Origin of the sequence: Methylobacterium sp. Leaf125 (assembly GCF_001423085.1) — a bacterium.
Classification (GTDB): Bacteria; Pseudomonadota; Alphaproteobacteria; order Rhizobiales; family Beijerinckiaceae; genus Methylobacterium.
This window is the reverse complement of sequence record NZ_LMNU01000045.1, coordinates 40,834-61,284: the sequence shown is the minus strand read 5'-3', so window position 1 is coordinate 61,284 and position 20,451 is coordinate 40,834. Positions and strand designations below refer to the sequence as shown.

General features: G+C 70.7%; 19 protein-coding genes. 10 read left to right on the top strand and 9 right to left on the bottom strand.

Features of this window, described 5'->3' with window-relative positions; genetic code table 11:
• Positions 1 to 52 precede the first annotated feature (52 nt).
• From ASF58_RS20430 to ASF58_RS20420, 3 genes are read right to left on the bottom strand one after another with little or no spacing between them, the layout of a single operon-like run.
• The gene (locus ASF58_RS20430) at positions 53 to 742 is read right to left on the bottom strand and encodes a TIGR02281 family clan AA aspartic protease (RefSeq protein ID WP_055956920.1); all 690 of its coding nucleotides are present in this window, start codon (positions 740 to 742) and stop codon (positions 53 to 55) included.
• Positions 739 to 954 (bottom strand): DUF1289 domain-containing protein, encoded by a 216-nt coding sequence (locus tag ASF58_RS20425; protein WP_055957153.1) that lies wholly within the window; start codon positions 952 to 954, stop codon positions 739 to 741. Before ASF58_RS20425 ends, ASF58_RS20430 begins: the two co-directional genes overlap by 4 nt.
• Positions 955 to 1,005: 51 nt before the next feature.
• Complete coding sequence (locus ASF58_RS20420; protein ID WP_055956918.1) at positions 1,006 to 1,824, bottom strand: adenosylcobinamide-GDP ribazoletransferase; 819 nt, start codon at positions 1,822 to 1,824, stop codon at positions 1,006 to 1,008.
• A 101-nt stretch (positions 1,825 to 1,925) separates the two neighbouring features.
• On the opposite strand from ASF58_RS20420, the gene cobT reads away from it, so the two are divergent.
• Entirely contained in the window at positions 1,926 to 2,993 is a 1,068-nt protein-coding gene (gene cobT / locus ASF58_RS20415; RefSeq protein WP_055956916.1) for a nicotinate-nucleotide--dimethylbenzimidazole phosphoribosyltransferase, read from the top strand.
• Between the two features lie 4 nt (positions 2,994 to 2,997).
• On the opposite strand, the gene ASF58_RS20410 is transcribed toward cobT, so the two are convergent.
• Complete coding sequence (locus ASF58_RS20410) at positions 2,998 to 4,533, bottom strand: HAMP domain-containing sensor histidine kinase (RefSeq protein ID WP_055956913.1); 1,536 nt, start codon at positions 4,531 to 4,533, stop codon at positions 2,998 to 3,000.
• A gap of 304 nt (positions 4,534 to 4,837) precedes the next feature.
• Between ASF58_RS20410 and ASF58_RS20405 the strand changes: the two genes are divergently transcribed.
• The 4 genes from ASF58_RS20405 to pyrF all read left to right on the top strand — a co-directional run bounded on the left by ASF58_RS20405 (position 4,838) and on the right by pyrF (position 9,049).
• Complete coding sequence (locus ASF58_RS20405) at positions 4,838 to 5,293, top strand: (2Fe-2S)-binding protein (protein WP_055956910.1); 456 nt, start codon at positions 4,838 to 4,840, stop codon at positions 5,291 to 5,293.
• 66 nt (positions 5,294 to 5,359) lie between these two features.
• Positions 5,360 to 7,567: a xanthine dehydrogenase family protein molybdopterin-binding subunit gene (locus ASF58_RS20400; protein WP_055956907.1), complete on the top strand. Its 2,208-nt coding sequence runs from the start codon at positions 5,360 to 5,362 to the stop codon at positions 7,565 to 7,567.
• Between the two features lie 61 nt (positions 7,568 to 7,628).
• Positions 7,629 to 8,273, top strand: a complete 645-nt coding sequence (locus ASF58_RS20395; RefSeq protein ID WP_055956904.1) for a uracil-DNA glycosylase family protein — start codon at positions 7,629 to 7,631, stop codon at positions 8,271 to 8,273.
• A gap of 80 nt (positions 8,274 to 8,353) precedes the next feature.
• Positions 8,354 to 9,049 carry an orotidine-5'-phosphate decarboxylase gene (gene pyrF / locus ASF58_RS20390; RefSeq protein ID WP_055956899.1) on the top strand — a complete coding sequence of 232 codons (696 nt, stop codon included), beginning with the start codon at positions 8,354 to 8,356 and terminating at the stop codon, positions 9,047 to 9,049.
• 12 nt (positions 9,050 to 9,061) lie between these two features.
• Here pyrF and ASF58_RS20385 read toward each other — a convergent pair whose 3' ends face one another.
• The 5 genes from ASF58_RS20385 to ASF58_RS20365 all read right to left on the bottom strand — a co-directional run bounded on the left by ASF58_RS20385 (position 9,062) and on the right by ASF58_RS20365 (position 14,576).
• Positions 9,062 to 9,685, bottom strand: a complete 624-nt coding sequence (locus ASF58_RS20385; protein ID WP_055956896.1) for a TetR/AcrR family transcriptional regulator — start codon at positions 9,683 to 9,685, stop codon at positions 9,062 to 9,064.
• 143 nt (positions 9,686 to 9,828) lie between these two features.
• Positions 9,829 to 10,026: a hypothetical protein gene (locus ASF58_RS20380; RefSeq protein ID WP_055956893.1), complete on the bottom strand. Its 198-nt coding sequence runs from the start codon at positions 10,024 to 10,026 to the stop codon at positions 9,829 to 9,831.
• A gap of 221 nt (positions 10,027 to 10,247) precedes the next feature.
• Positions 10,248 to 12,044, bottom strand: coding sequence for an NADPH-dependent assimilatory sulfite reductase hemoprotein subunit (locus tag ASF58_RS20375; RefSeq protein ID WP_055956890.1), 1,797 nt, complete (start codon positions 12,042 to 12,044; stop codon positions 10,248 to 10,250).
• A 140-nt stretch (positions 12,045 to 12,184) separates the two neighbouring features.
• Entirely contained in the window at positions 12,185 to 13,960 is a 1,776-nt protein-coding gene (locus tag ASF58_RS20370) for a flavodoxin domain-containing protein (protein ID WP_055956887.1), read from the bottom strand.
• A 109-nt stretch (positions 13,961 to 14,069) separates the two neighbouring features.
• Entirely contained in the window at positions 14,070 to 14,576 is a 507-nt protein-coding gene (locus ASF58_RS20365; protein WP_055956884.1) for an Lrp/AsnC family transcriptional regulator, read from the bottom strand.
• A gap of 269 nt (positions 14,577 to 14,845) precedes the next feature.
• On the opposite strand from ASF58_RS20365, the gene ASF58_RS20360 reads away from it, so the two are divergent.
• The 5 genes from ASF58_RS20360 (at position 14,846) to ASF58_RS20340 (ending at position 20,441) form a co-directional block, all read left to right on the top strand.
• A complete protein-coding gene (locus ASF58_RS20360) occupies positions 14,846 to 15,643 on the top strand; it encodes a phosphoadenylyl-sulfate reductase (protein ID WP_055956880.1) in 798 nt (265 codons plus the stop codon).
• Positions 15,640 to 16,596, top strand: a complete 957-nt coding sequence (cysD, locus tag ASF58_RS20355; RefSeq protein ID WP_055956877.1) for a sulfate adenylyltransferase subunit CysD — start codon at positions 15,640 to 15,642, stop codon at positions 16,594 to 16,596. The genes ASF58_RS20360 and cysD overlap by 4 nt, the downstream gene beginning before the upstream one ends.
• A 1-nt stretch (position 16,597) precedes the next feature.
• Positions 16,598 to 17,998 carry a sulfate adenylyltransferase subunit CysN gene (gene cysN, locus ASF58_RS20350; protein ID WP_055956875.1) on the top strand — a complete coding sequence of 467 codons (1,401 nt, stop codon included), beginning with the start codon at positions 16,598 to 16,600 and terminating at the stop codon, positions 17,996 to 17,998.
• Between the two features lie 277 nt (positions 17,999 to 18,275).
• On the top strand, positions 18,276 to 19,478 hold the full coding sequence (locus tag ASF58_RS20345) for a pyridoxal phosphate-dependent aminotransferase (RefSeq protein ID WP_055956872.1): 1,203 nt from the start codon (positions 18,276 to 18,278) through the stop codon (positions 19,476 to 19,478).
• Positions 19,479 to 19,589: 111 nt separating this feature from the next.
• Entirely contained in the window at positions 19,590 to 20,441 is an 852-nt protein-coding gene (locus ASF58_RS20340; RefSeq protein WP_055956869.1) for an NAD(P)-dependent oxidoreductase, read from the top strand.
• Positions 20,442 to 20,451 lie beyond the last annotated feature (10 nt).

Below are 20,451 nucleotides of genomic sequence, written 5' to 3'. Positions count from 1 at the left end.
CCTTTCAGGGCTGCCCCATCGGGGCGGCGTCGCGTGTTTCAGAGCCGGGATCTCAGCGGTCCCGCAGGATGAGACGGTCGCCGCGAACCTCGAAGGAGCCGAGGCGATCGAGGAAGCTCATGCCGAGCAGGTTTTCGCGGAGGGCTCCGGGCCGGCTCACCAGGGCCGGCACCCGCCGCTCGACGATGCCGCCGACCCGGAGGCTGTCGAGGAAGGCCGGGGCCGCCACGGTGACGCCGTTGGCAGTCGAGACCCGGACGCTGAATTCGGAGTCCGCCGGGCGGATGCCGAGGGCCGCCGCGCTCTCGGCGGTCAGCACCACGGAGCTGGCGCCCGTGTCGAACTGAAAGCCCTGGGGCTGGCCGTTCACCTCGGCCCGGACGTGAAAGTTGCCGTCGCTGCGCCGGATGATCGTCACCGTGCCGTCCGATCCCGTGACGGCGCTGCCGGGACGCACCGCCCCGAGCATCCGGTCGCCGATGACCCGGGCGTCGTCGCGGTAGGCGTAGCCGGCGACCAGGGCGGCCCCGAGGGCGCCCCAGAGCAGCAGGGCCGTCAGGTTCGCGCGCATCCGGCCGCGGAACTGGTGCCAGAATCCCGCCGCCACCACGGCGAGCAGTCCGGCGCTCATGGCGAACTGGGCGAACTGATCCGGCTCCATCCCGGCGATGCGCTGGGTGTCGTCGGACAGGAGCAGCACCGCCAGGGCGCCGCCGAGGATGACGAGGCCGACCAGGATCATGATGCCGCCGCGGTCGGGGCCCGCGTCGGGAAGGCGGCCCGCAGGCGTGCGTCGAGCGTGGCCATCACCGCCCGGCGCTGGGGCTCCGGCATCGAGCCCCACAGGGCGATCTCGTCCCGGGTCCGGCCGCAGCCCTCGCACAGGCCGGTAGCGGCATCGAGGAGGCAGAGCTTCGTGCAGGGGCTGGAGGGTTTGGGGCGGGGCTGGGTCATCGTCCCCGTCCATGCCAGCGCCATGGCGTCGGGATCAAGTCCGGCCGCGGATCAGGTGGGGACCGCCGCCAGGAGGCCGACGAGGGCGGCGATCTCGGCCGCCTGCTGCGCGGCGCCGACCACGTCGCCGCTCTGCCCGCCGATCATCCGGCGCGCCAGGGCGGTGACCGCGAGGGATGCGCCGAGGCCGAGGCCGAGCATCAGGACGAGGCCCCGCAGTGGAAGGCCGAGGGCCAGGCCCCCCAGGGCGACCAGGAGCGTGAGGGCCCCGGCGGTGGCCAGGGTCTGCCGGCTCGGACATCCCACGGCGGCGCCGGCCCCGTCGGGACGGGCGGGCGGCAGCAGGGCGAGGGGCGCTAGGGCGGCGCTGCGCGAGAGCGCGGCGGCGAGGAGCAGGGCTGGAGCCGCCAGGAGGTCGATCCGGTCGAGGAGCGTCGCCAGTGCGCCGATCCGCAGGGCCAGGGACAGCATCAGGGCGACGCCGCCATAGGCGCCGATGCGGCTGTCGCGCATGATCTCCAGGCGCCGGGCCGGCGTGGTTCCGCCGCCGAAGCCGTCGGCGACGTCGGCGAGGCCGTCCTCGTGCAGGGCCCCCGTCACCAGGACGCCCGCCGTCACCGCCAGGCCGGCGGCGAGGAAGGGCCCGAGACCGAGGCCCCAGGCGGCGAGCAGCACCCCGGCGCCGGGCAGGCCGAGGAGGACGCCCGCCAGGGGCAGCATCCGGGGGAGGGTGCGGAAGTCCGGGACCGCGTGCGGATCGCCCTCGCCGGGCAGCGGCGGCACGGGCAGGCGGGAATAGAAGCGCAGGCAGCCCGCGAGGTCGTAGGCCAGGCGAGCGCCCGGAAAGGCGGGTTCGGCCTCCTCGTTCATCGCGACCCTGCCTCGCCTTCACCACCCGTGCCCGGACCGTTATAGCTCCCGCGACGGGCGGCCCGCCATCCTGGCGCCGGGCCGACCACCGGAATTACTCCATGACCTCCGAGACGACTCCTCCCGAGACGACTGCCCCCGAAACGACTGCTCCCGAGACGCCTTTCAGCGACATCCGCCGCCTCGTCGCGTCCCTGCCGGGGCCGGACCGGGACGCGGTGGCGATGGTGGCCGAGCGCGACGCCACTCTGACGAAGCCCGCCGGCTCCCTGGGGCGCCTGGAACATCTCGTCGCCTGGCTCGCCGCCTGGCAGGGCAAGGGCCAGCCGACCCTCGACCGCCCCCTCGTCTGCGTCTTTGCCGGCAGCCACGGCGTCACCGCCCGGGGCGTCTCGGCCTTTCCGGCGGAGGTGAACCGCCAGATGCTCGACAACTTCGCGGCCGGCGGCGGGGCGATCAACCAGATCTGCGCCGCCTACGGCCTCGGCTTCAAGGTGTTCGACCTCGCCATCGACATGCCCACCGGCGACATCACGGTCGGGCCGGCCTTCGACGAGAAGGCCTGCGTCGCCACCATGGCGTTCGGCATGGAGGCGGTGGCCGCTGGGACCGACTGCCTGGCGCTGGGCGAGATGGGCATCGGCAACACCACCGTGGCGGCGGCGATCTACGCGGCGCTCTACGGCGGAGAGGCTGCCCACTGGGTCGGGCGCGGCACCGGCGTCGACGCCGCGGGGCTCGCCCGCAAGGTCGCCGCCGTGGAGGCGGCCCTGGCCCACCATGCGGGCCATCTCGACGATCCCCTGGAGATCCTGGCGCGCCTCGGCGGCCGCGAGATCGCCGCCATGGCGGGGGCGATCCTGGCGGCGCGCCTGCAGCGGGTGCCGGTGGTGCTCGACGGCTACGTGGCGACGGCGGCGGCGGCTGTCCTGCACCGCCTCGACCCGACCCTGCTCGACCATTGCCTCGCCGGCCACGTCTCGGCGGAGGGCGCCCATGCGGACGTGCTGGAGCGCCTGGGCCTCGTGCCGCTGCTGGCCCTCGGCATGCGCCTCGGCGAGGGCTCCGGCGCGGCCCTGGCCCTGGGCCTGCTCAAGGGCGCGCTCGCCTGCCACCGGGACATGGCGACCTTCACCCAGGCCGGGGTCTCGGAGCGCAGCGCGGGCTGACCCCTCAGGCGGCGCGGGCGCGCTTCTCGGCGGGGGCGGCCTGGGATTCGCCGGGCACTTCCAGCGCCGGCAGGGTCTCCATGACGCGGCTCGCGGGGAAGATCACCACGACCTCGGTGCCCTCGCGCGGCCTCGACTTGAGCTGGAAGTTGCCGCCGTGGAGGTCGACGAGGCCCTTCACGATGGGCAGGCCGAGGCCCGAGCCCTGCTCGGCGGTCTTGATCGCCAGCGAGCCGCGCCCGAAGGACGACATCACGGTGCCGATCTCGTCCTCGGGGATGCCGGGCCCGCTGTCCTTGACGCTGACGTACTGGCCGCCCGACGAGGTCCAGCCGACCTTGATGGTGATCTCGCCGCCCGGCGGCGTGAACTTCACGGCGTTCGACAGCAGGTTCAGCACGATCTGGCGCAGGGCGCGCTCGTCGGCCCAGAGCCGGGGCAGGCTGCCGTCGATGAACTCGTGGATGACCTGGTTCTTGCCGCGGGCGCGCAGGGCCATCATGTGGCGGCATTCCTCCACGGTGTGCCCGAGCTGAACCGCTTCCTCGTTGAGCTCGTAGCGCCCGGCCTCGATGCGCGAGAGGTCGAGGATCTCGTTGATCAGGTTGAGGAGGTGCATCCCGCTGTCGTGGATGTCGGAGGCGTATTCCTTGTACGAGGGGGCGACGTGGACGCCGAACACCTCGTTCTTCATCACCTCGGAAAAGCCCAGGATGGCGTTGAGCGGCGTACGCAGCTCGTGGCTCATGGTGGCGAGGAAGCGGGACTTGGCGAGGTTGGCCTCCTCGGCGCGGCGGCGGGCCTCGTCGGAATTGGCCTTGGCCTGCTCGAGTTCGCCGAAGATCGAATCCTTCTCCGCCTGGGATTGCAGCGCCTCGACCGTGGAGGCGTAGACGCGGCGTCCGAGGCCGAGGAAGAACAGCTGCGCGCCGACCACCATGGTGACCAGCATCATCGTGTTCATGTCCTGGGACACCGCCAGGAGCGACAGGGCGGCGATGCACAGGGGCACCAGGGCCGCCCCGGCGGCGGCCGGCAGGGTCGCGGCCAGCATCGTCGCCATGGCGGCCACGATGACGAGGCCGAACAGCACGAAGGTCCGCGCCCCGGAGGCGCCCACCAGCACCATCATCGCCCAGGCGGTGCTCTGGAGGAACTCCGCGGCCATGAAGGTGCGGCGCCAGCTCCGCACCGAGACCGTGTCCGGATCCTGCGCCAGGAAGCGGTGCGTCAGCAGCTTGGAGACCGCCACCGTCGCCAGGAGGCAGAGGCCCCAGCCCGCCGCGATGGCCGGCGGCGTCCAGATTGCCGCGATGCCCGCCACCGCGAGGCCGAGCAGCGCCAGGGGGATGACCGCACCCGCCCGGTACTGCGCGTAGACCCGGATCAGCTCGTAATCGAAGGCACGTTCCAGCCCGCTCGTCGACGTGAGCTTCTCCCGCGCCGACCGCATGTCGCGCGCGACTTCGCGGCGGCGGGCCGCCTCCTGGGCGGAGGGGCCGCGGCCACGCTGAATCATCTCGGCAGTCAGGTCGGTCATCACCGTCTTGAAGCGTCGGAGGGGACATCGCGGTCGAGATCGGGACCGCCGAGAGGCCGGGATACAACCGCTCAGAACCTGCGCCGGATGTGTTAAGAACCGCCTGCCGGAACCGGGCGGATTGTCGGAATCCACATCCCAGTGCCGCCGGGCGAACACGAATCCGCGAAGGATCGCGGGGGCAGCGCGCAGGGCAGGGGGCTGGGCCCCCGGAATGGCCTTCGGTCTACCAGGGTGTGCTGCCGCACATGGTTACGATCGGGCAACGATTAGCGTCGTTCCAAACTGCGATCGGGAGGCCGAGATGCTGAAACTCACCGTCAACGGGGTCTCCCACGAGGTCGATGCCGACCCGGAGATGCCGCTCCTCTGGGCGCTGCGCGACCACCTCAACCAGACCGGGACCAAGTACGGCTGCGGCATCGCCCAGTGCGGCGCCTGCACGGTCCATCTCGACGGCCAGCCCGTCCGCGCTTGCCAGACCCGCATCGGCGATGTCGGCGCGGCCAAGATCACCACCATCGAGGGTGTCTCCGGCAAGGTCGCCGAGGCGGTGCGCACCGCCTGGCGCGGCCTCGACGTGGTCCAGTGCGGCTACTGCCAGTCCGGCCAGATCATGTCGGCGATCGGCCTGCTGTCCGAGAACCCGAAGCCGACCGATGCCGACATCGACGGGGCCATGGACGGCAACGTCTGCCGCTGCGGCACCTACCAGCGCATCCGCGCGGCGATCCACGAGGCGGCGCGAACCCTCGCCTGAGCCTCGGCCCGCTACGCCACCGCAGTCCCCGATCTCCCGACCCTCGCGTCTGAACTGGAGCCCCCCATGCTGAAGGTCCGTCAGGCCGCCCCGCCCGTGCCGTCCCGCCGCGCCTTCCTGGGCGGCGCCACCGTGGCCGCCGGGGCCCTCGTCATCGGCTTCACCCTCGACCCGGCGAAATTCGCCCAGGCCGCCGCCGGCCCCGACCTCTCGGCCCTGCCGCCGATGCCGAACGCCTTCGTGCGGATCGCCGCCGACGACACCGTGACGGTGGTGATCAAGCACCTGGACATGGGCCAGGGCAACACCACCGGCCTCGCCACCATCCTGGCCGACGAGCTCGATGCGGACTGGGCCACCATCCGCACCACCTTCGCGCCGGCCGACGCCACGCTCTACAACAACTTCGCCTTCGGCCCCGTCCAGGGCACCGGCGGCTCCACCGCCATCGCCAATTCCTGGGTCCAGCTGCGCAAGGCGGGGGCTGCGGCCCGCGCCATGCTGGTCGCGGCGGCGGCGGAGCAGTGGAAGGTCCCGGCCTCGGAGATCACGGTCGAATCCGGCACGGTGCGCCACGCAGCCTCGAACCGGCAGGCCCGGTTCGGCGCGCTGGCGGAAGCCGCCGCGGCCCAGCCGGTGCCGAAGGAGCCGCGCCTCAAGGAGGCGAGCCAATTCACCCTCATCGGCAAGAAGGTCCCGCGGACCGATTCGGTGGCCAAGACCGACGGCACGGCGATCTACTCCCTCGACATCCGCCGTCCCGGGCAGCTGACCGCGGTGGTCGCCCATTCGCCGCGCTTCGGCGGCACCGTGAAGAGCGTCGACGACAAGGCCGCCCGCGCGGTGGCGGGCGTGGTCGACGTGGTCACGATCCCCACCGGCGTCGCCGTGCTGGCCAAGGATACCTGGTCGGCCATGAAGGGCCGCGAGGCGCTCAAGGTCATCTGGGACGACAGTGCGGCCGAGACGCGCTCGTCGGACGCGATCCTGGCCGATCACCGGAAGCGCCTCGAGACGCCGGGCCTCGTCGCCTCGAAGAAGGGCGATGCCGCCGGCGCGATCGCCGGGTCGGCCAAGGTCCTGGAGGCCGAGTTCACCTTCCCGTATCTCGCCCACGCGGCGATGGAGCCCCTGAACGCCACCATCGAGAAGGCCTCGGACGGCACCTACGACGTCTTCGCCGGCTGCCAGCTCCAGACGATCGAGCAGGCCGTGGTGGCGGCCAATCTCGGGGTGACCACCGACAAGGTCCGGCTGCACACGCAGTGGGCCGGCGGCTCCTTCGGCCGGCGCGCGACCCCGAGCGCCGACTACTTCGCCGAGACCGCCTCCATCGTGCGCGCCACCGGCGGCAAGGCGCCCATCCATCTCGTCTGGACCCGCGAGGACGACATGGCGGGTGGCTTCTACCGGCCGATGGTGGTCCATCGCCTCCGTGCCGGCCTCGACGCCAAGGGCGGGATCACGGGCTGGGAGCACCGGACCATCGGCAAGTCGATCATGATCGGCACCGCCTTCGAGACCATGATCGTGAAGGACGGCGTCGACGCCACCACGGTGGAGGGCGCCTCGGACACGCCCTACGCGCTGCCCGCCTATCGCTTCGAGGTCCACAACGCCCGCGAGGGCGTGCCGGTGCTGTGGTGGCGCTCGGTGGGCCACACCCACACCGCCCAGGCGATGGAGGTGTTCATCGACGAGCTCGCCCACGCGGCCGGCGCCGATCCCGTCGCCTACCGCCTCGGTCTGCTCGGGGGCGCCCCGCGCCTCTCCGCCACCCTGAAGCTCGCCGCCGAGAAGGCCGGCTGGGATCCGAAGAAAGTCGCTGACAAGAATCGCGGTCTCGGCGTCGCGGCGCACGAATCCTTCGGCTCCTACGTCGCCATGGTGGCGGACGTGACGGCCGAGGACGCCAAGGTGAAGGTGAACCGCATCGTGGCGGCGGTGGATGTCGGCGTTGCGGTCAATCCGGACGTGATCCGCGCCCAGGTCGAGGGGGCCGTGGGCTTCGCCCTGTCCTCGGTCCTGCGCAACAAGATCACGCTCAAGGACGGCGTGGTGCAGGAGAAGAACTTCGACGCCTACGAGCCGACCCGGATGAGCGAGATGCCGGTGGTCGAGGTCCACATCGTGCCCTCCACCGCCGCGCCCACCGGGATCGGCGAACCCGGCGTGCCCGTGATCGCCCCGGCGATCTCGAACGCGATCTTCGCCGCCACCGGCCAGCGCCTGCGCTCGCTGCCCCTCGACCTCAGCGGCCTGAAGGGCGCCTGAGGCGGAGCGACGACACGGCCCCTCGTCCGTCGCGTCCGGTTTGCCTATCTCGGAGGGCATCATGCGCTCCGAGATCAAGCCGGCCGAGACGGCCTTCGACGCCACCGTGTCGCGCCTGCGCGCCTGCCGGATCTGCCGGGACGCGCCCCTCTACGGCGCGCCCCTGCCACAGGAGCCGCGCCCCATCGTCCAGGGCCTGGCCTCGGCCCGGCTCTGCGTCGCCAGCCAGGCGCCCGGCAACCGGGCCGACAAGAGCGGCATCCCCTTCATGGATCCCTCGGGCACCCGCCTGCGCGATTGGCTCGGCCTCGACGCGGCGGCATTCTACGACGCGCGCCGCCTCGCCATCGTGCCCATGGGCGCCTGCTTTCCGGGCTACGACGCCAAGGGAGGCGACAAGCCCCCGCGTCGGGAATGCGCCGAGCGCTGGCGCGACGAGCTGTTCGCCGGCCTGCCGAACCTCGAACTGATCCTGGTGATCGGGCAATACGCGCAGGCCTGGCATCTCGGCCGCTCCAAGGCCGGGCTCACCGACACGGTGCGGCGCTGGCGCGAGATCCTGGCGAGCCCCGGCGCGCCGCGGGTTCTGCCGCTGCCCCATCCCTCCTGGCGCAACAGCGGGTGGCTCAAGGCCAATCCCTGGTACGAGGCCGAGCTCCTGCCGGTTCTCAAGGCCGAGGTGGCGCGGGCGATGGCGCCCCGTTGAGGGCGGCCCCGCCGGGCAACCTCACCCGTTGACAGGAGCGGCCCCGCGCGGGATCGCTCGCCGCGAAACTGGAGAGTCCCATGACCGCATTGCTGGACCCGCGCGACCGCCTGATCGTCGCCCTCGATGTGGGCACCGTGGACGAGGCCGAGCGCCTGGTGGACCGGATCGGCGATGCGGCGACTTTCTACAAGATCGGCTACCGGCTCGCCTATGCGGGGGGCCTCGCCCTGGTGCCGCGCCTCGCCGCCGCCGGCCACAAGGTCTTCCTCGACCTGAAACTCCATGACATCGGCAATACCGTGGAGGAGGGCGTGCGGGCCCTGACCGACCTCGGCGCCACCTTCCTCACCGTCCACGCCTATCCGCAGACCATGAAGGCGGCGATCCGGGGGCGCGGTGCCAACGGCCCCCGGATCCTCGCCGTCACGGTCCTGACCTCCTACGACGACGGGGATGCGGCCGAGGCCGGCTATGGCCTGCCGGTGGCCGACCTCGTGGCCCGCCGTGCCGGGCAGGCGGCGGAGGCCGGAATCGACGGGATCGTCTGCAGCGCCGCCGAGGCGCAAGCGGTGCGGGCCCGGATCGGGGCGGACCGCGTCATCGTCACCCCGGGCATCCGGCCGGCCGGCGCCGAGGCCGGCGACCAGAAGCGCGTGATGACGCCCGGCGAGGCCCGCCGGATCGGGATCGATCACGTCGTAGTCGGGCGTCCCATCACCCAGGCGGCAGACCCCCGCGCGGTGGCGCAGGGTATCGTCGCGGAGATGCGATAGGGCTCGGGCCCGTCAGTTCGCGTGGCGCAGGCTTCCGAGCAGGAAGGCGATCATCGCGTCGAGGGGCGGGGCACCCGCATCCGGGTAGTGGCTGACCAGGGCAGGATGGCAGTAACGGATGATGGCGGTGTGGATGCAGGCCGCCGCGATCGACGGATCGGCGACATCGAATTCGCCGGCCGCCACGCCCGCCTGCACGAGTTCGCGCAGGACCGAGCCGATCTGATCCACATGGGCGCGGCAGACATCCCAGCTCTCGGTGATGGCCGCTTCCACCATCTCGTGCAGGCGCGGGTTGGCCTGGCAACGTTCGACGCAGGCCTGGTGCATCACCGTGATGACGCCGGCGATGCGCGCCGCGGCGGTCCGGTTCGGAGCGACGGCGGCCTGCGCCACCCGCTGCTCGGTGTCGTCCATGAGGCGCTTGATGACGGCTTCGTGGATCGCCTTCTTCGATTCGAAGAAGCGGTACACGTTGGCCGGGCTCATCCGCAGCGTCTTGGCGATGTCGGCGACGGTGGTCTTCTGATAGCCGACGAGCCGGAACGCCTCTTCCGCCGTCGCGAGAATGCGGCAACGCGTGGTCGGGGCCGCTTCGTCGGGGATGTCGCGGACGATGGCCGCTGCACGGGTCATGGCGATAAACTAGGCTGTTGCCTCGTCGGCGTCAAAAACGGCGCCGCGCCGCGCCGCGCGCCGTCGATGGCCTGACGACGCAGCGCAAAGCCCGGCATCGGACGATGCCGGGATGTTTCGCGTCGGATCCGGATCGGAACGGATCAGGATCCGAACTGGGAGCCGAGCTGCTCCAGGTACTCGGCCAGATCGACGCCGCCGATCCGCTTGCCGTAGTCGAAGCGCATACCCTGGCGGATGTCGACGCTGCTGCTCTTGGTCGTCAGCGTGAAGGGCTTCACGCAGACCCAGGCGCCATCGCGCCGATGTTCGAAGAAATTCAAGATCTCATGCTTGGCCATGAGGGCCTCCCCGGCTGTCTCTGCAGACAACGGGCCGAGGCAGGAACGGTTGCGCTCCCGGTTAACGAAGTTCGAGCTTGGCCGTTAGACTTCGCTGCCCCTGCGCCGCACTGTCCCATGGTGCGACGCAGCGCGTCTGGTCTTGCGGAGATTGCACCCGCGCCCGCGGCCGCCGGAGGGCTTGTCGCCGCCCGGCGCCGGGTGTTGCGCTCGCGCGGGGATCAGGCGGCGCTCTTCAGCGCGCCCGTGCTCTCGTGGAAATCCGGTCCGTTGATGGTCCGGGTCACGTAGCCGTCGCGGATCAGGTAATCGCCGAACCGCTCGCCGGCCTGCTTGTTCCGGGCATAGGCCGCGAAGAGCGGGTCGAGGAGGGTCTTGATCTCGGAGGCACTGACGTCCTCGGCGTAGAGCTTGCCGAGGCGCGAGCCGTCGAAGGCGGCCCCGAGATAGAGGTGGTAGCGCTCGGGGCCGCGGCCGACGAGGCCGATCTCGGCGATGAACGGCCGGGCACAGCCGTTGGGGCAGCCGGTCATCCGGATGGTGATCTCGTCGTCCTGGAGGCCGTGGGAGGCGAGGCTCGCCTCCAGCTCGTCCATCAGGCTCGGCAGGTAGCGCTCGCTCTCGGCCAGCGCCAGGCCGCAGGTGGGCAGGGCGACGCAGGCCATGGAGTTGCGGCGCAGCGCGCTCGCGCCCTTCATCATGCCGTACTGGTCCACCAGGGCCTCGATCTCGGCCCGCTTCGCGGCCGGGACGTTGGCGATGATGACGTTCTGGTTGCCGGTGAGCCGGAAATCGCCCTCGTGGATCTCGGCGATCCGGCGCAGGCCGGTGAGCAGCTGCGGGCCGTTCTCGTAGTCCTTGATCCGGCCCGAGGCGACGTAGAGCGTGAGGTGGTGGCGTCCGTCGTCGCCCTCGGTCCAGCCGTAGCGATCGCCGTTCCCCGTGAAGGCGAAGGGCTTCGGGTCGGCGAGCGGCTTGCCGACGCGCGTCTCCACCTCGGCCCGGAAGGCGGCGAGGCCGTAGCGCTCGATGGTGTACTTCAGGCGGGCGTTCTTGCGGACCTTGCGGTTGCCCCAGTCGCGCTGCACCGTCATCACGGCCTCGGCGACCTTCAGGGCATCCTCCGGCGCGACGAAGCACATCACGTCGGCGGTGCGCGGGAAGGTGTCGGTCTCGCCGTGGGTCATGCCCATGCCGCCGCCGACCGTGACGTTCCAGCCGGTGACCTGGCTCTTCTCGTCCAGGATGGCGATAAAGCCGAGGTCGTGGGCGAAGATGTCCACTTCGTTGGACGGGGGCACCGCCACCACGGTCTTGAACTTCCGGGGCAGGTAGGTCCTGCCGTAGATCGGCTCGATCTCGGCCGCGTCCTCGCCGCCGACCACGCGCTCGCCGTCGAGCCAGATCTCGCGCCAGGCGCTGGTCTTGGGCAGGAGCGAGTCCGAGATGTCCTTGGCGAGCTGGTAGGCGGCCTTGTGGGCCCCGGTCTGGGCCGGGTTCGTGGCCGCCATCACGTTGCGGTTGACGTCGCCGCAGGCCGCGATGGTGTCGAGCAGCGTCGCGTCGATGGCCGCCATCGTGCGCTTCAGGTTCGACTTGATGACGCCGTGGTACTGGAAGGTCTGGCGCGTGGTCGCCCGCAGGGCGCCGCCCGCATAGGTCGTGGCGATGTCGTCGAGGGCCAGCCACTGCTTCGGGGTGACGACGCCGCCGGCGATGCGCAGGCGGATCATGAAGCTGTAGGCCTTCTCGAGCTTCTTCTTGGTGCGCTCGGCCCGGATGTCGCGGTCGTCCTGTAGGTACATCCCGTGGAACTTCACGAGCTGCCCGTCATCCTCCGAGATGGCGCCGGTGGCGTGCTTCAGGAGGCCGTCCGCCAGGGTGCCGCGCAGGTAGCCGCTGGCGATCTTGATGTGTTCGTTGGCGGCAAGACCCGCCGCGCGCGCCGCTTCCGCTTCCGAGATCGGGCGGTCGGTGGGCGGGGTCTCGTAGGTGCGGGGGGTGGTCTTGTCGGCCATGGCGGGATTTCCGGTTCGGGAGCTCTCCTCCCCCCTGTGGGGAGGAGCTGGCGGTGGCGGTGGTGCGGGAGGCGCCGCGAGCGCTCGATCCTGAACCACCCCCACCCTCGGTCCCTCCCCACGCGGGGGAGGGAGGGGTCTCAGTAGACGTCCTGCTGGTAGCGGTGGGCGCGCTCCAGGGCGGCGACGGCGGCCTCGGCCTCGGCGGGGCTGAGCGCCTTCACGTCCTGGTAGGCCTTCACCACGGCGTTGCGCACGTCCTTGGCCATCCGGGTGGCGTCGCCGCAGACGTAGAAGCTGGCGCCGCCGTCGAGCCAGGCGACGACCTCCTTGGCGTGCTGGGTGATCCGGTCCTGCACGTAGATCTTCTCGGGCTGGTCCCGCGAGAAGGCCACGTCGATCTGCGACAGCGACCCGTCCTCCAGGGCCTCCTGCCACTCGAGCTGGTACAGGAAGTCGTGGGTGAACTGCCGGTCGCCGAAGAACAGCCACGCGCGGCCGGGGGCCTCGACGGCGCGGCGCTCCTGCACGAAGGCGCGGAACGGGGCGACGCCGGTGCCGGGGCCGACCATGATGATGTCGGTGGCCGGGTCCTGGGGCAGGCGGAAGTGCCGGTTCGGCTTCAGCTTCACCCGCAGCTTCGCGCCGTTCTTGATGCGGTCGGCCACGTGGGTCGAGGCGACGCCGCCGCGTGCCCGGCCGTGGGTCTCGTAGCGCACGGCCGCGATCACGAGGTGGACCTCGTCGCCCACCTCCTTGCGGGAGGAGGCGATCGAGTAGGCCCGCGGCGGCAGGGGCCGCGTGATGGTGGTGAGGTGCTCGGCCGTCAGCGCCGCCGGGTAGGCGGTGATGAGATCGATGAGGTGGCGGCCCTCGATCCAGGCGCGCAGCTCGCCGCTGTCGATCAGCGTCTGCGCCTCGGCATGGCCCGTCGCCTTGACGAAACGCTCCACGGTGGTGGCCGACAGGGTGGTGATGTCGCGCTCGGCCAGCAGGGCCTGGCGCAGGGCCGCGTCGCCGGACAGGCCGGTGGCGTTGAGGATCTCGTCGACCAGGGCCGGGTCGTTCTCCGGATAGATCTCCAGGGAGTCGCCGGGCTCGTAGGCGGGGGCGCCGTCCTCGAATTCCAGGGCGAGGTGGATCGTCTCCTTGTCGGAGCGCGACGAGTTCAGGTTGACGTGGTCGACCACCTCCACGATCCGGGGCTCGCGGCTGGGCTCGGCGTCCTCGTCCTCGTCGCCGGCGGCGCGGGCGGCGAAGTCCACCGCCACGACGTTGTCGGCGCTCGGCGGCGGGGTGAGGGCCTTGAGGGTGTCCTTGATCCAGGCGGCGGCCGGCGTCTCGAAATCGAGGTCGAGGTCGGCGCGTTCGTGGGCCCGGGTCCCGCCCAGGGCCTCGAAGCGCGCGTCGAGCGCCTTCCCGATGGCACAGAACTCCGCGTAGGAGGTGTCGCCGAGGGACAGCACCCCGAAGGACACGCCGTCGAGGCGCGGCGCGCCATCGGCCATCAGCTCGTTGTAGGCGCGCACGGCCCGGGCCGGCGGTTCGCCCTCGCCCCAGGTCGCCGCGATGGCGACGATGCGCTTCTCCTTGGCGAGGCTGGCGATCTCGAGATCGGCGAAATCGACGATCTTCGGCTTGAAGCCGTTCTTGCGGGCGAGCTTGGCCATGTCGCCGGCGAGCTTCTCGGAGTTGCCCGACTCGCTCGCGAACAGGATCGTCAGCGGCTCGGCGGACTTCGGCGGCGCGGCCGGGACGGCGGCGGCCTGCGGCGTGCCGCTGGCGTCGAGGCCGGCGAGGAAGCCCGCGAGCCAGGCGCGCTGGATCGGGGAGGCGGCGCCGAGGACGGCGTCGAGGCTCGCGCGTTCGGTGTCGCCGAAGGGAGCCGTACGGGGGATGATCGCGTGTCGTGCCATGTGGAAAGCCATGTCGTCCTGAGAGGCCGGCTGTCAACGGGGTTGTCCGTTTTACAGAACGACGTCACGGTAGAAGGAGCTGCCTGCGTGTGCAGGGCAAAAGAGAATTTTATTCCCCGGCCACCACCGACAGCGTCGGCGTGAAGCGTCCGTTGGCGGGCGGGACCGGGAGGGGCAGGGCCGTGGTGGATTTGACCTTTTCCATCGCGAACCGGGAGGTGACGTTCTTGAGGGGCAGGGTCGCGATGAGGTGCTTATAGAACGTATCGTAGGCGCGCATATCGGCGACGACGACGCGGAGCATGTAATCCACGTCCCCGGCCATGCGATAGAACTCGAGTACCTCCGGCATTGCCGAGACAGTCTCGGCGAAACGCTCCAGCCATTCACGCGAGTGATCGGCGGTCTCGATCGAGACGAAGACCGTCAGGCCGAGGCCGAGCTTCACCGGGTCGAGGACGGCGACGCGCCGGTCGATGACGCCGTCGGCTTCCAGCCGCTGGATCCGCTTCCAGCACGGCGTCTGCGACAGGCCGACCTTCTCACCGATGGTGGCGATGGACAGGGTGGCGTCCTGCTGCAGCAGCGCCAGGATCTTCAGGTCGATCGAATCCAAGCTGGCCTCGCGGGTTCGTGAGACGCGGGGATGTGCAGGTCAGCACATCGTGACCGCCCGATGAGAAGGAATTACCTTCGTTGAGCAACAGAATGCCCCTGTGGCCCGTTTCGGCGAAGGGGTCGTCGCACCCGGGGGTTGCCCGGTATCGATAGCCGCCATGCCTTGACAGCGTTCGTTATAGCGAACATTTCAGGTGCCAGACAAGTCACATCGCCACACAAGTCCCATCGCCACGTTCGTCGCCACGTCATATCGCGAAGTCTTTCATGAGCTCTCAACTGGAACACGCGGCGCGGGACCTCGCGTCCGCGATGGCGGACCGCGACCTGAAGGGCCGGATCGCCCTGATCGAGGCGCAGGTGCCGGGGCGTCTGGTGTTCACCACCAGCCTCGGAATCGAGGACCAAGTGCTCACGCACGCGGTCGCGCTGCACAAGGGCCGGACCGAGATCGTCACCCTCGATACCGGCCGGCTCTATCCGGAGACCTACGACACCTGGACCGAGACCGAATCGGCCTACGGCATCCGCATCCGTGCCTATGCGCCTGAGCGCGAGGCCGAGGAGCGCTTCGTGGCCGAGTCCGGCATCAACGGATTCCGCCACTCGGTCGCCGCCCGGCAGGCCTGCTGCGGCTTCCGCAAGGTCGAGCCCCTGGGCCGGGCCCTGGCGGGCGCCGCCGGCTGGCTCACGGGCCTGCGGGCCGGTCAGTCGGCCAACCGGGCCGACACGCCGCTGGCCGAGGCCGACGAGGCCCGCGGCCTCATCAAGATCAATCCCCTGGCCGACTGGTCCCGTGCCGACGTCGAGCGCTTCGTCTCGGACAATTACGTGCCCTACAACGTGCTGCACGATCGCGGCTTCCCCTCGATCGGCTGTGCGCCCTGCACCCGGGCGATCCGCGTCGGCGAGGACGAGCGGGCCGGCCGCTGGTGGTGGGAACAGGCCTCCAAGAAGGAGTGCGGGCTGCACGTCCACGCACCCGAAGAGAACGTCGCCCCCGGCCAGGAAGCGGCGGCGTTCGAAACGACACAAACCTCAAACGCCCTGGAGATGGCCCGATGAGCGCCGCCCCCCTCACCACCCGAACGGGCTCCAGCCCTGCGGCGAGCCGGTCCGCCCGGCTCACCCATCTCCAGCGGCTGGAGGCCGAGAGCATCCACATCATGCGGGAGACGGTCGCCGAGACCGAGAACCCGGTGATGCTCTACTCCATCGGCAAGGACTCGTCGGTGCTGCTGCACCTGGCGCTGAAGGCGTTCGCGCCGGGCCGCCTGCCGTTCCCGCTGATGCACATCGACACCACCTGGAAGTTCCGGGAGATGATCGCCTTCCGAGACCAGCGCGCGAAGGAGCTCGGCCTCGACCTCATCGTGCACACCAACCAGGACGGTCTCGCCCGCGGCATCGGTCCGGTGAGCCACGGCTCGGAGGTGCACACCGACGTGATGAAGACCCAGGCCCTGCGCCAGGCCCTCGACAAGCACAAGTTCGACGCGGCCTTCGGCGGCGCCCGGCGCGACGAGGAGGCCTCGCGCGCCAAGGAGCGCATCGTCTCCCTGCGCACGGCCCAGCACCGTTGGGATCCGAAGCGCCAGCGCGCCGAGCCCTGGCACCTCTACAACATGAAGAAGAAGCGCGGTGAGTCGCTGCGCGTGTTCCCGCTCTCGAACTGGACCGAGCTCGACGTCTGGCTCTACATCGAGCAGGAGCAGATCCCGATCGTGCCGCTCTACTTCGCCAAGCCCCGTCCGGTGGTGGAGCGCGAGGGCCAGCTCATCATGGTCGACGACGACCGGCTGCCGCTGAGCCCCGGCGAGACCCCCCGGCAGGTGTCGGTCCGTTTCCGCACCCTCGGCGACTATCCCCTGACCGGTGCCGTCGAGAGCGACGCCGCGACCCTGCCGGAGATCATCGGCGAGACCCTGGCCGCCCGCACCTCGGAGCGCCAGGGCCGGGTCATCGACAAGGACGGCGCGGGCGCCATGGAGCGCAAGAAGCAGGAGGGCTATTTCTAAGATGACGATCCATCAGTCACCCGAAGCCTTCGGCTACGACGCCTTCCTGACCGCACACCAGAACAAGGAAGTCCTGCGCTTCATCACCTGCGGCTCCGTCGACGACGGCAAGTCGACGCTGATCGGCCGCCTGCTGCACGACACCAAGCAGATCTTCGACGACCAGGTAACGGCCCTGCAGCGCGACTCGCGCAAGCACGGCACGCAGGGCGCCGAGATCGACCTGGCGCTCCTCGTGGACGGCCTGCAGGCCGAGCGCGAGCAGGGCATCACCATCGATGTCGCCTACCGCTTCTTCTCCACGGACAAGCGCTCCTTCATCGTGGCCGACACGCCCGGCCACGAGCAGTACACGCGCAACATGGCCACGGGCGCCTCCACGGCGGACGTGGCGGTGATCCTGGTGGATGCCCGCCAGGGGCTCACCCGGCAGACCCGGCGGCACGCGCTCCTGGTCTCCCTGCTGGGGATCAAGCGCGTGGCGCTCGCGGTGAACAAGATGGACCTCGTCGGCTGGTCGCAGACCAAGTTCGAGGAGATCCTGTCGGCCTTCAACGCCTTCGCCGCCCCCCTCGGCTTCAGCGAGATCCGGGCGATCCCGCTCTCGGCCAAGAACGGCGACAACGTCGTGCTGCCGGGCGCTGCCGCCCCCTGGTACACCGGCACCCCGCTGCTCCAGTACCTCGAGGAGGTTCCGGTGCGCGTCGAGGAGCAGGCGGCGCCCTTCCGCATGGCGGTGCAGTGGGTGAACCGGCCGAACTCGGAGTTCCGGGGCTTTGCCGGCCTCATCGCCAGCGGCCGCGTGGCCCCGGGCGACGCCGTCATCGTCGAGCCCTCGGGCCGGACCTCGAAGATCGCCCGCATCTTCACCGCCGACGGCGATCTGCCCCACGCGGTCGAGGGCCAGTCGGTCACCCTGGTGCTCGCCGACGAGATCGACGCCTCCCGCGGCTCGGTGATCGTCACCGCGGACGCGCCGATGCGGGTGACGGACAGCCTGGATGCCCGCCTGTTCTGGGCGGCCGAGACCGAGCTGCTGCCGGGCGCCACCCTGCTCGCCAAGATCGGGACCGTGACGGTGAACGCCGTCGTCACCGCGATCCGGACCCGGATCGATCCCGAGACCGGCAACCCCGAGCCGGCCGCGCGCCTCACCGCCAACGACATCGCCGACGTGACCCTGACCCTCGACCGGGCCGTGGCGGTGGATGCCTACACGGCCAACCGCGACACCGGCGGCTTCATCCTGATCGACCGCGAAACCACCGACACGGCGGCCCTCGGCCTGATCCAGGCCGATGCGGCGGCGGCCGCGGTCAAGGACGAGCCCGCGGAGGTGCGCGAGACGCGCTCCGGCGGCGGCTTCCTCTCGAAGCTGCGCTGGGTCTTCGGCGGGATCTGACGGGCCCGGACCCGGCCCGAGAGGGCCGGGCAGAAAACCCCATCGACGGTCTCACCGCCGCGGCTCCCCCGGAGTCGCGGCGGTTTTCGTTCGTCGCAAGCGTTCCCTGGGTTGCAAGCCTTCGCCGGTTTGCAAGGTTCGCTGGATCGCAAGCTTCGCTGGGTTGCAGGGGGGAACGCCGCAGCAACGGCAGGTCTCCCTTGCCCGTGCGCGGCGGCGCGACTAGGGTCCGCGCCGCTCGATCCGACCTTCATACACTATACGGGAGTGACCCCCCATGGGCTTTCTGGCCGACGCCTTGTCCCGCGTGAAGCCGTCCGCGACCATCGCGATGACGCAGAAGGCGCGCGAGCTGAAAGCGCAGGGCATGGACGTGATCAGCCTCTCCGTGGGAGAGCCGGATTTCGACACCCCCCAGCACATCAAGGATGCGGCCATCGAGGCGATCCGGCGCGGCGAGACCAAGTATCCGCCCGTCTCCGGCATCGTGCCGCTGCGCGAGGCCATCGCGAAGAAGTTCAAGCGCGAGAACGGACTCGACTACAAGCCGTCCCAGACCATCGTCGGCACCGGCGGCAAGCACGTCATCTACAACGCCCTCCTCGCCACCCTGAACCCGGGCGACGAGGTGGTGATCCCGCGCCCGTACTGGGTCTCCTACCCCGAGATGGTGGTTTTGTGCGGCGGCACCCCGGTCTTCGCCGAGACCGACATGGCGCATGACTTCAAGCTGCAGCCCGAGGAGCTGGAGCGGGTGATCACGCCCAAGACCAAGTGGATCATCCTCAACTCGCCGTCCAACCCCTCGGGCGCCGCCTATGCCCGGGACGAGCTGAAGAAGATCACCGACGTGCTGATGCGCCACCCGCAGGTCTGGGTGCTCACCGACGACATGTACGAGCACCTGACCTACGGCGACTTCGAATTCGTCACCCCGGCTCAGATCGAGCCGGGCCTGTACGAGCGCACGCTGACCATGAACGGCGTCTCGAAGGCCTACGCCATGACCGGCTGGCGCATCGGCTACGCCGCCGGCCCCGAGCCCCTGATCAAGGCGATGGACTTCGTCCAGGGCCAGCAGACCTCCGGCGCCTCGACGATCTCGCAATGGGCCGCGGTCGCCGCCCTGGAGGGGACGCAGGCGCACCTCGCCGAGTTCCGCAAGGCCTTCCACACCCGGCGCGACCTCGTGGTGTCGATGCTGAACCAGACCAAGGGCCTGAAGTGCCCGACGCCCGAGGGCGCCTTCTACGTCTATCCGTCCTGCGCGGAGACGATCGGGCGCAAGACCCCGGCCGGCAAGACCATCGCGACCGACGAGGACTTCGTGGTCGAGCTGCTCCAGGCGGAGGGCGTCGCCGCGGTCCACGGCTCGGCCTTCGGCCTCGGCCCCAACCTGCGCATCTCCTACGCCACCTCCAACGCCGCCCTCGAAGAGGCCTGCACCCGGATCCAGCGCTTCTGCGGCTCCCTGAGCTGACAGCGCCCCGGGTGACGCCCGTTCTCCGGGCCTGCCCCTTGCATCCCTGAGCGACCGCGCCCCGGCCGAGAGCCGCGGCGCGGTCGTTCGCATTTCGGAAGGCGCGGGCTCATGACGACGATCGCCATCCTGGCTGCCGGCGCGATGGGGAGCGCGCTCGCCGCGCGCCTCACCGGGAACGGCGCCGATGTCCTGACGCTCCTCGACGGCCGCAGCGCCGCGACCCGGGCTCGCGCCGACGCCGCCGGCATGACCGAGACCGACGCCCCCGGCCTGATGCGGGCCGACCTCCTGCTCTCCATCGTCCCGCCCGCCGACGCCGAGGCGCTCGCCGTCTCCCTCGCCCCGGTGCTCGCGGCCGCGACCCACAAGCCCGTCTACGTCGATTGCAACGCGGTGAATGTCGAGACGGTCCGACGCATCGCCGGGATCGTCGCGGCCACCGGTGCGGCCTTCCTCGATGGTGCGATCATCGGCCTGCCGCCGAAGCCCGGGACCCCCGGTCCGCGTCTCCACGTGTCGGGCGACGCGGTCGAATCCGCGCGACCTCTCCGCGACCTCGGTGTCGACCTCAGGCTGAATTCCGGTGGTATCGGCGCGGCCTCGGGCCTGAAGATGGCCTATGCGGGCATCAACAAGGGCCTCACCGCCCTGGCCGCCCTCATGGTGCTGGGGGCCGAACGGGCGGGCGCCGGCGAAGCCCTCCGGGCGGAACTCGCCGAAACTGAGCCGGCTCTCCTCGCGCGCTTCGCCCGCGGTTTGCCCGACATGCTTCCCAAGGCCCAGCGCTGGGTCGCCGAGATGCACGAGATCGCCGATTTCCTCGGGGACGATGCCGCCGGGCGTCAGGTCTTCGCCGGCGCGGCGGACCTCTATGCGCGCCTGTCCGGGGCGGACGAGGCCGGCGACGGCGCCCGCCTGACGGCCTTCGCGGCGGCGTGCGGATCGTCGCAGCCGTCATGACGCGGGCGAA

Bases quoted from the DNA above. Each gene is read 5' to 3' on its own strand.
- ASF58_RS20430 (WP_055956920.1), bottom strand. From the start codon at position 742: ATGATCCTGGTCGGCCTCGTCATCCTCGGCGGCGCCCTGGCGGTGCTG.
- ASF58_RS20425 (WP_055957153.1), bottom strand. From the start codon at position 954: ATGACCCAGCCCCGCCCCAAACCCTCCAGCCCCTGCACGAAGCTCTGC.
- ASF58_RS20420 (WP_055956918.1), bottom strand. From the start codon at position 1,824: ATGAACGAGGAGGCCGAACCCGCCTTTCCGGGCGCTCGCCTGGCCTAC.
- cobT (WP_055956916.1), top strand. From the start codon at position 1,926: ATGACCTCCGAGACGACTCCTCCCGAGACGACTGCCCCCGAAACGACT.
- ASF58_RS20410 (WP_055956913.1), bottom strand. From the start codon at position 4,533: ATGACCGACCTGACTGCCGAGATGATTCAGCGTGGCCGCGGCCCCTCC.
- ASF58_RS20405 (WP_055956910.1), top strand. From the start codon at position 4,838: ATGCTGAAACTCACCGTCAACGGGGTCTCCCACGAGGTCGATGCCGAC.
- ASF58_RS20400 (WP_055956907.1), top strand. From the start codon at position 5,360: ATGCTGAAGGTCCGTCAGGCCGCCCCGCCCGTGCCGTCCCGCCGCGCC.
- ASF58_RS20395 (WP_055956904.1), top strand. From the start codon at position 7,629: ATGCGCTCCGAGATCAAGCCGGCCGAGACGGCCTTCGACGCCACCGTG.
- pyrF (WP_055956899.1), top strand. From the start codon at position 8,354: ATGACCGCATTGCTGGACCCGCGCGACCGCCTGATCGTCGCCCTCGAT.
- ASF58_RS20385 (WP_055956896.1), bottom strand. From the start codon at position 9,685: ATGACCCGTGCAGCGGCCATCGTCCGCGACATCCCCGACGAAGCGGCC.
- ASF58_RS20380 (WP_055956893.1), bottom strand. From the start codon at position 10,026: ATGGCCAAGCATGAGATCTTGAATTTCTTCGAACATCGGCGCGATGGC.
- ASF58_RS20375 (WP_055956890.1), bottom strand. From the start codon at position 12,044: ATGGCCGACAAGACCACCCCCCGCACCTACGAGACCCCGCCCACCGAC.
- ASF58_RS20370 (WP_055956887.1), bottom strand. From the start codon at position 13,960: ATGGCACGACACGCGATCATCCCCCGTACGGCTCCCTTCGGCGACACC.
- ASF58_RS20360 (WP_055956880.1), top strand. From the start codon at position 14,846: ATGAGCTCTCAACTGGAACACGCGGCGCGGGACCTCGCGTCCGCGATG.
- cysD (WP_055956877.1), top strand. From the start codon at position 15,640: ATGAGCGCCGCCCCCCTCACCACCCGAACGGGCTCCAGCCCTGCGGCG.
- cysN (WP_055956875.1), top strand. From the start codon at position 16,598: ATGACGATCCATCAGTCACCCGAAGCCTTCGGCTACGACGCCTTCCTG.
- ASF58_RS20345 (WP_055956872.1), top strand. From the start codon at position 18,276: ATGGGCTTTCTGGCCGACGCCTTGTCCCGCGTGAAGCCGTCCGCGACC.
- ASF58_RS20340 (WP_055956869.1), top strand. From the start codon at position 19,590: ATGACGACGATCGCCATCCTGGCTGCCGGCGCGATGGGGAGCGCGCTC.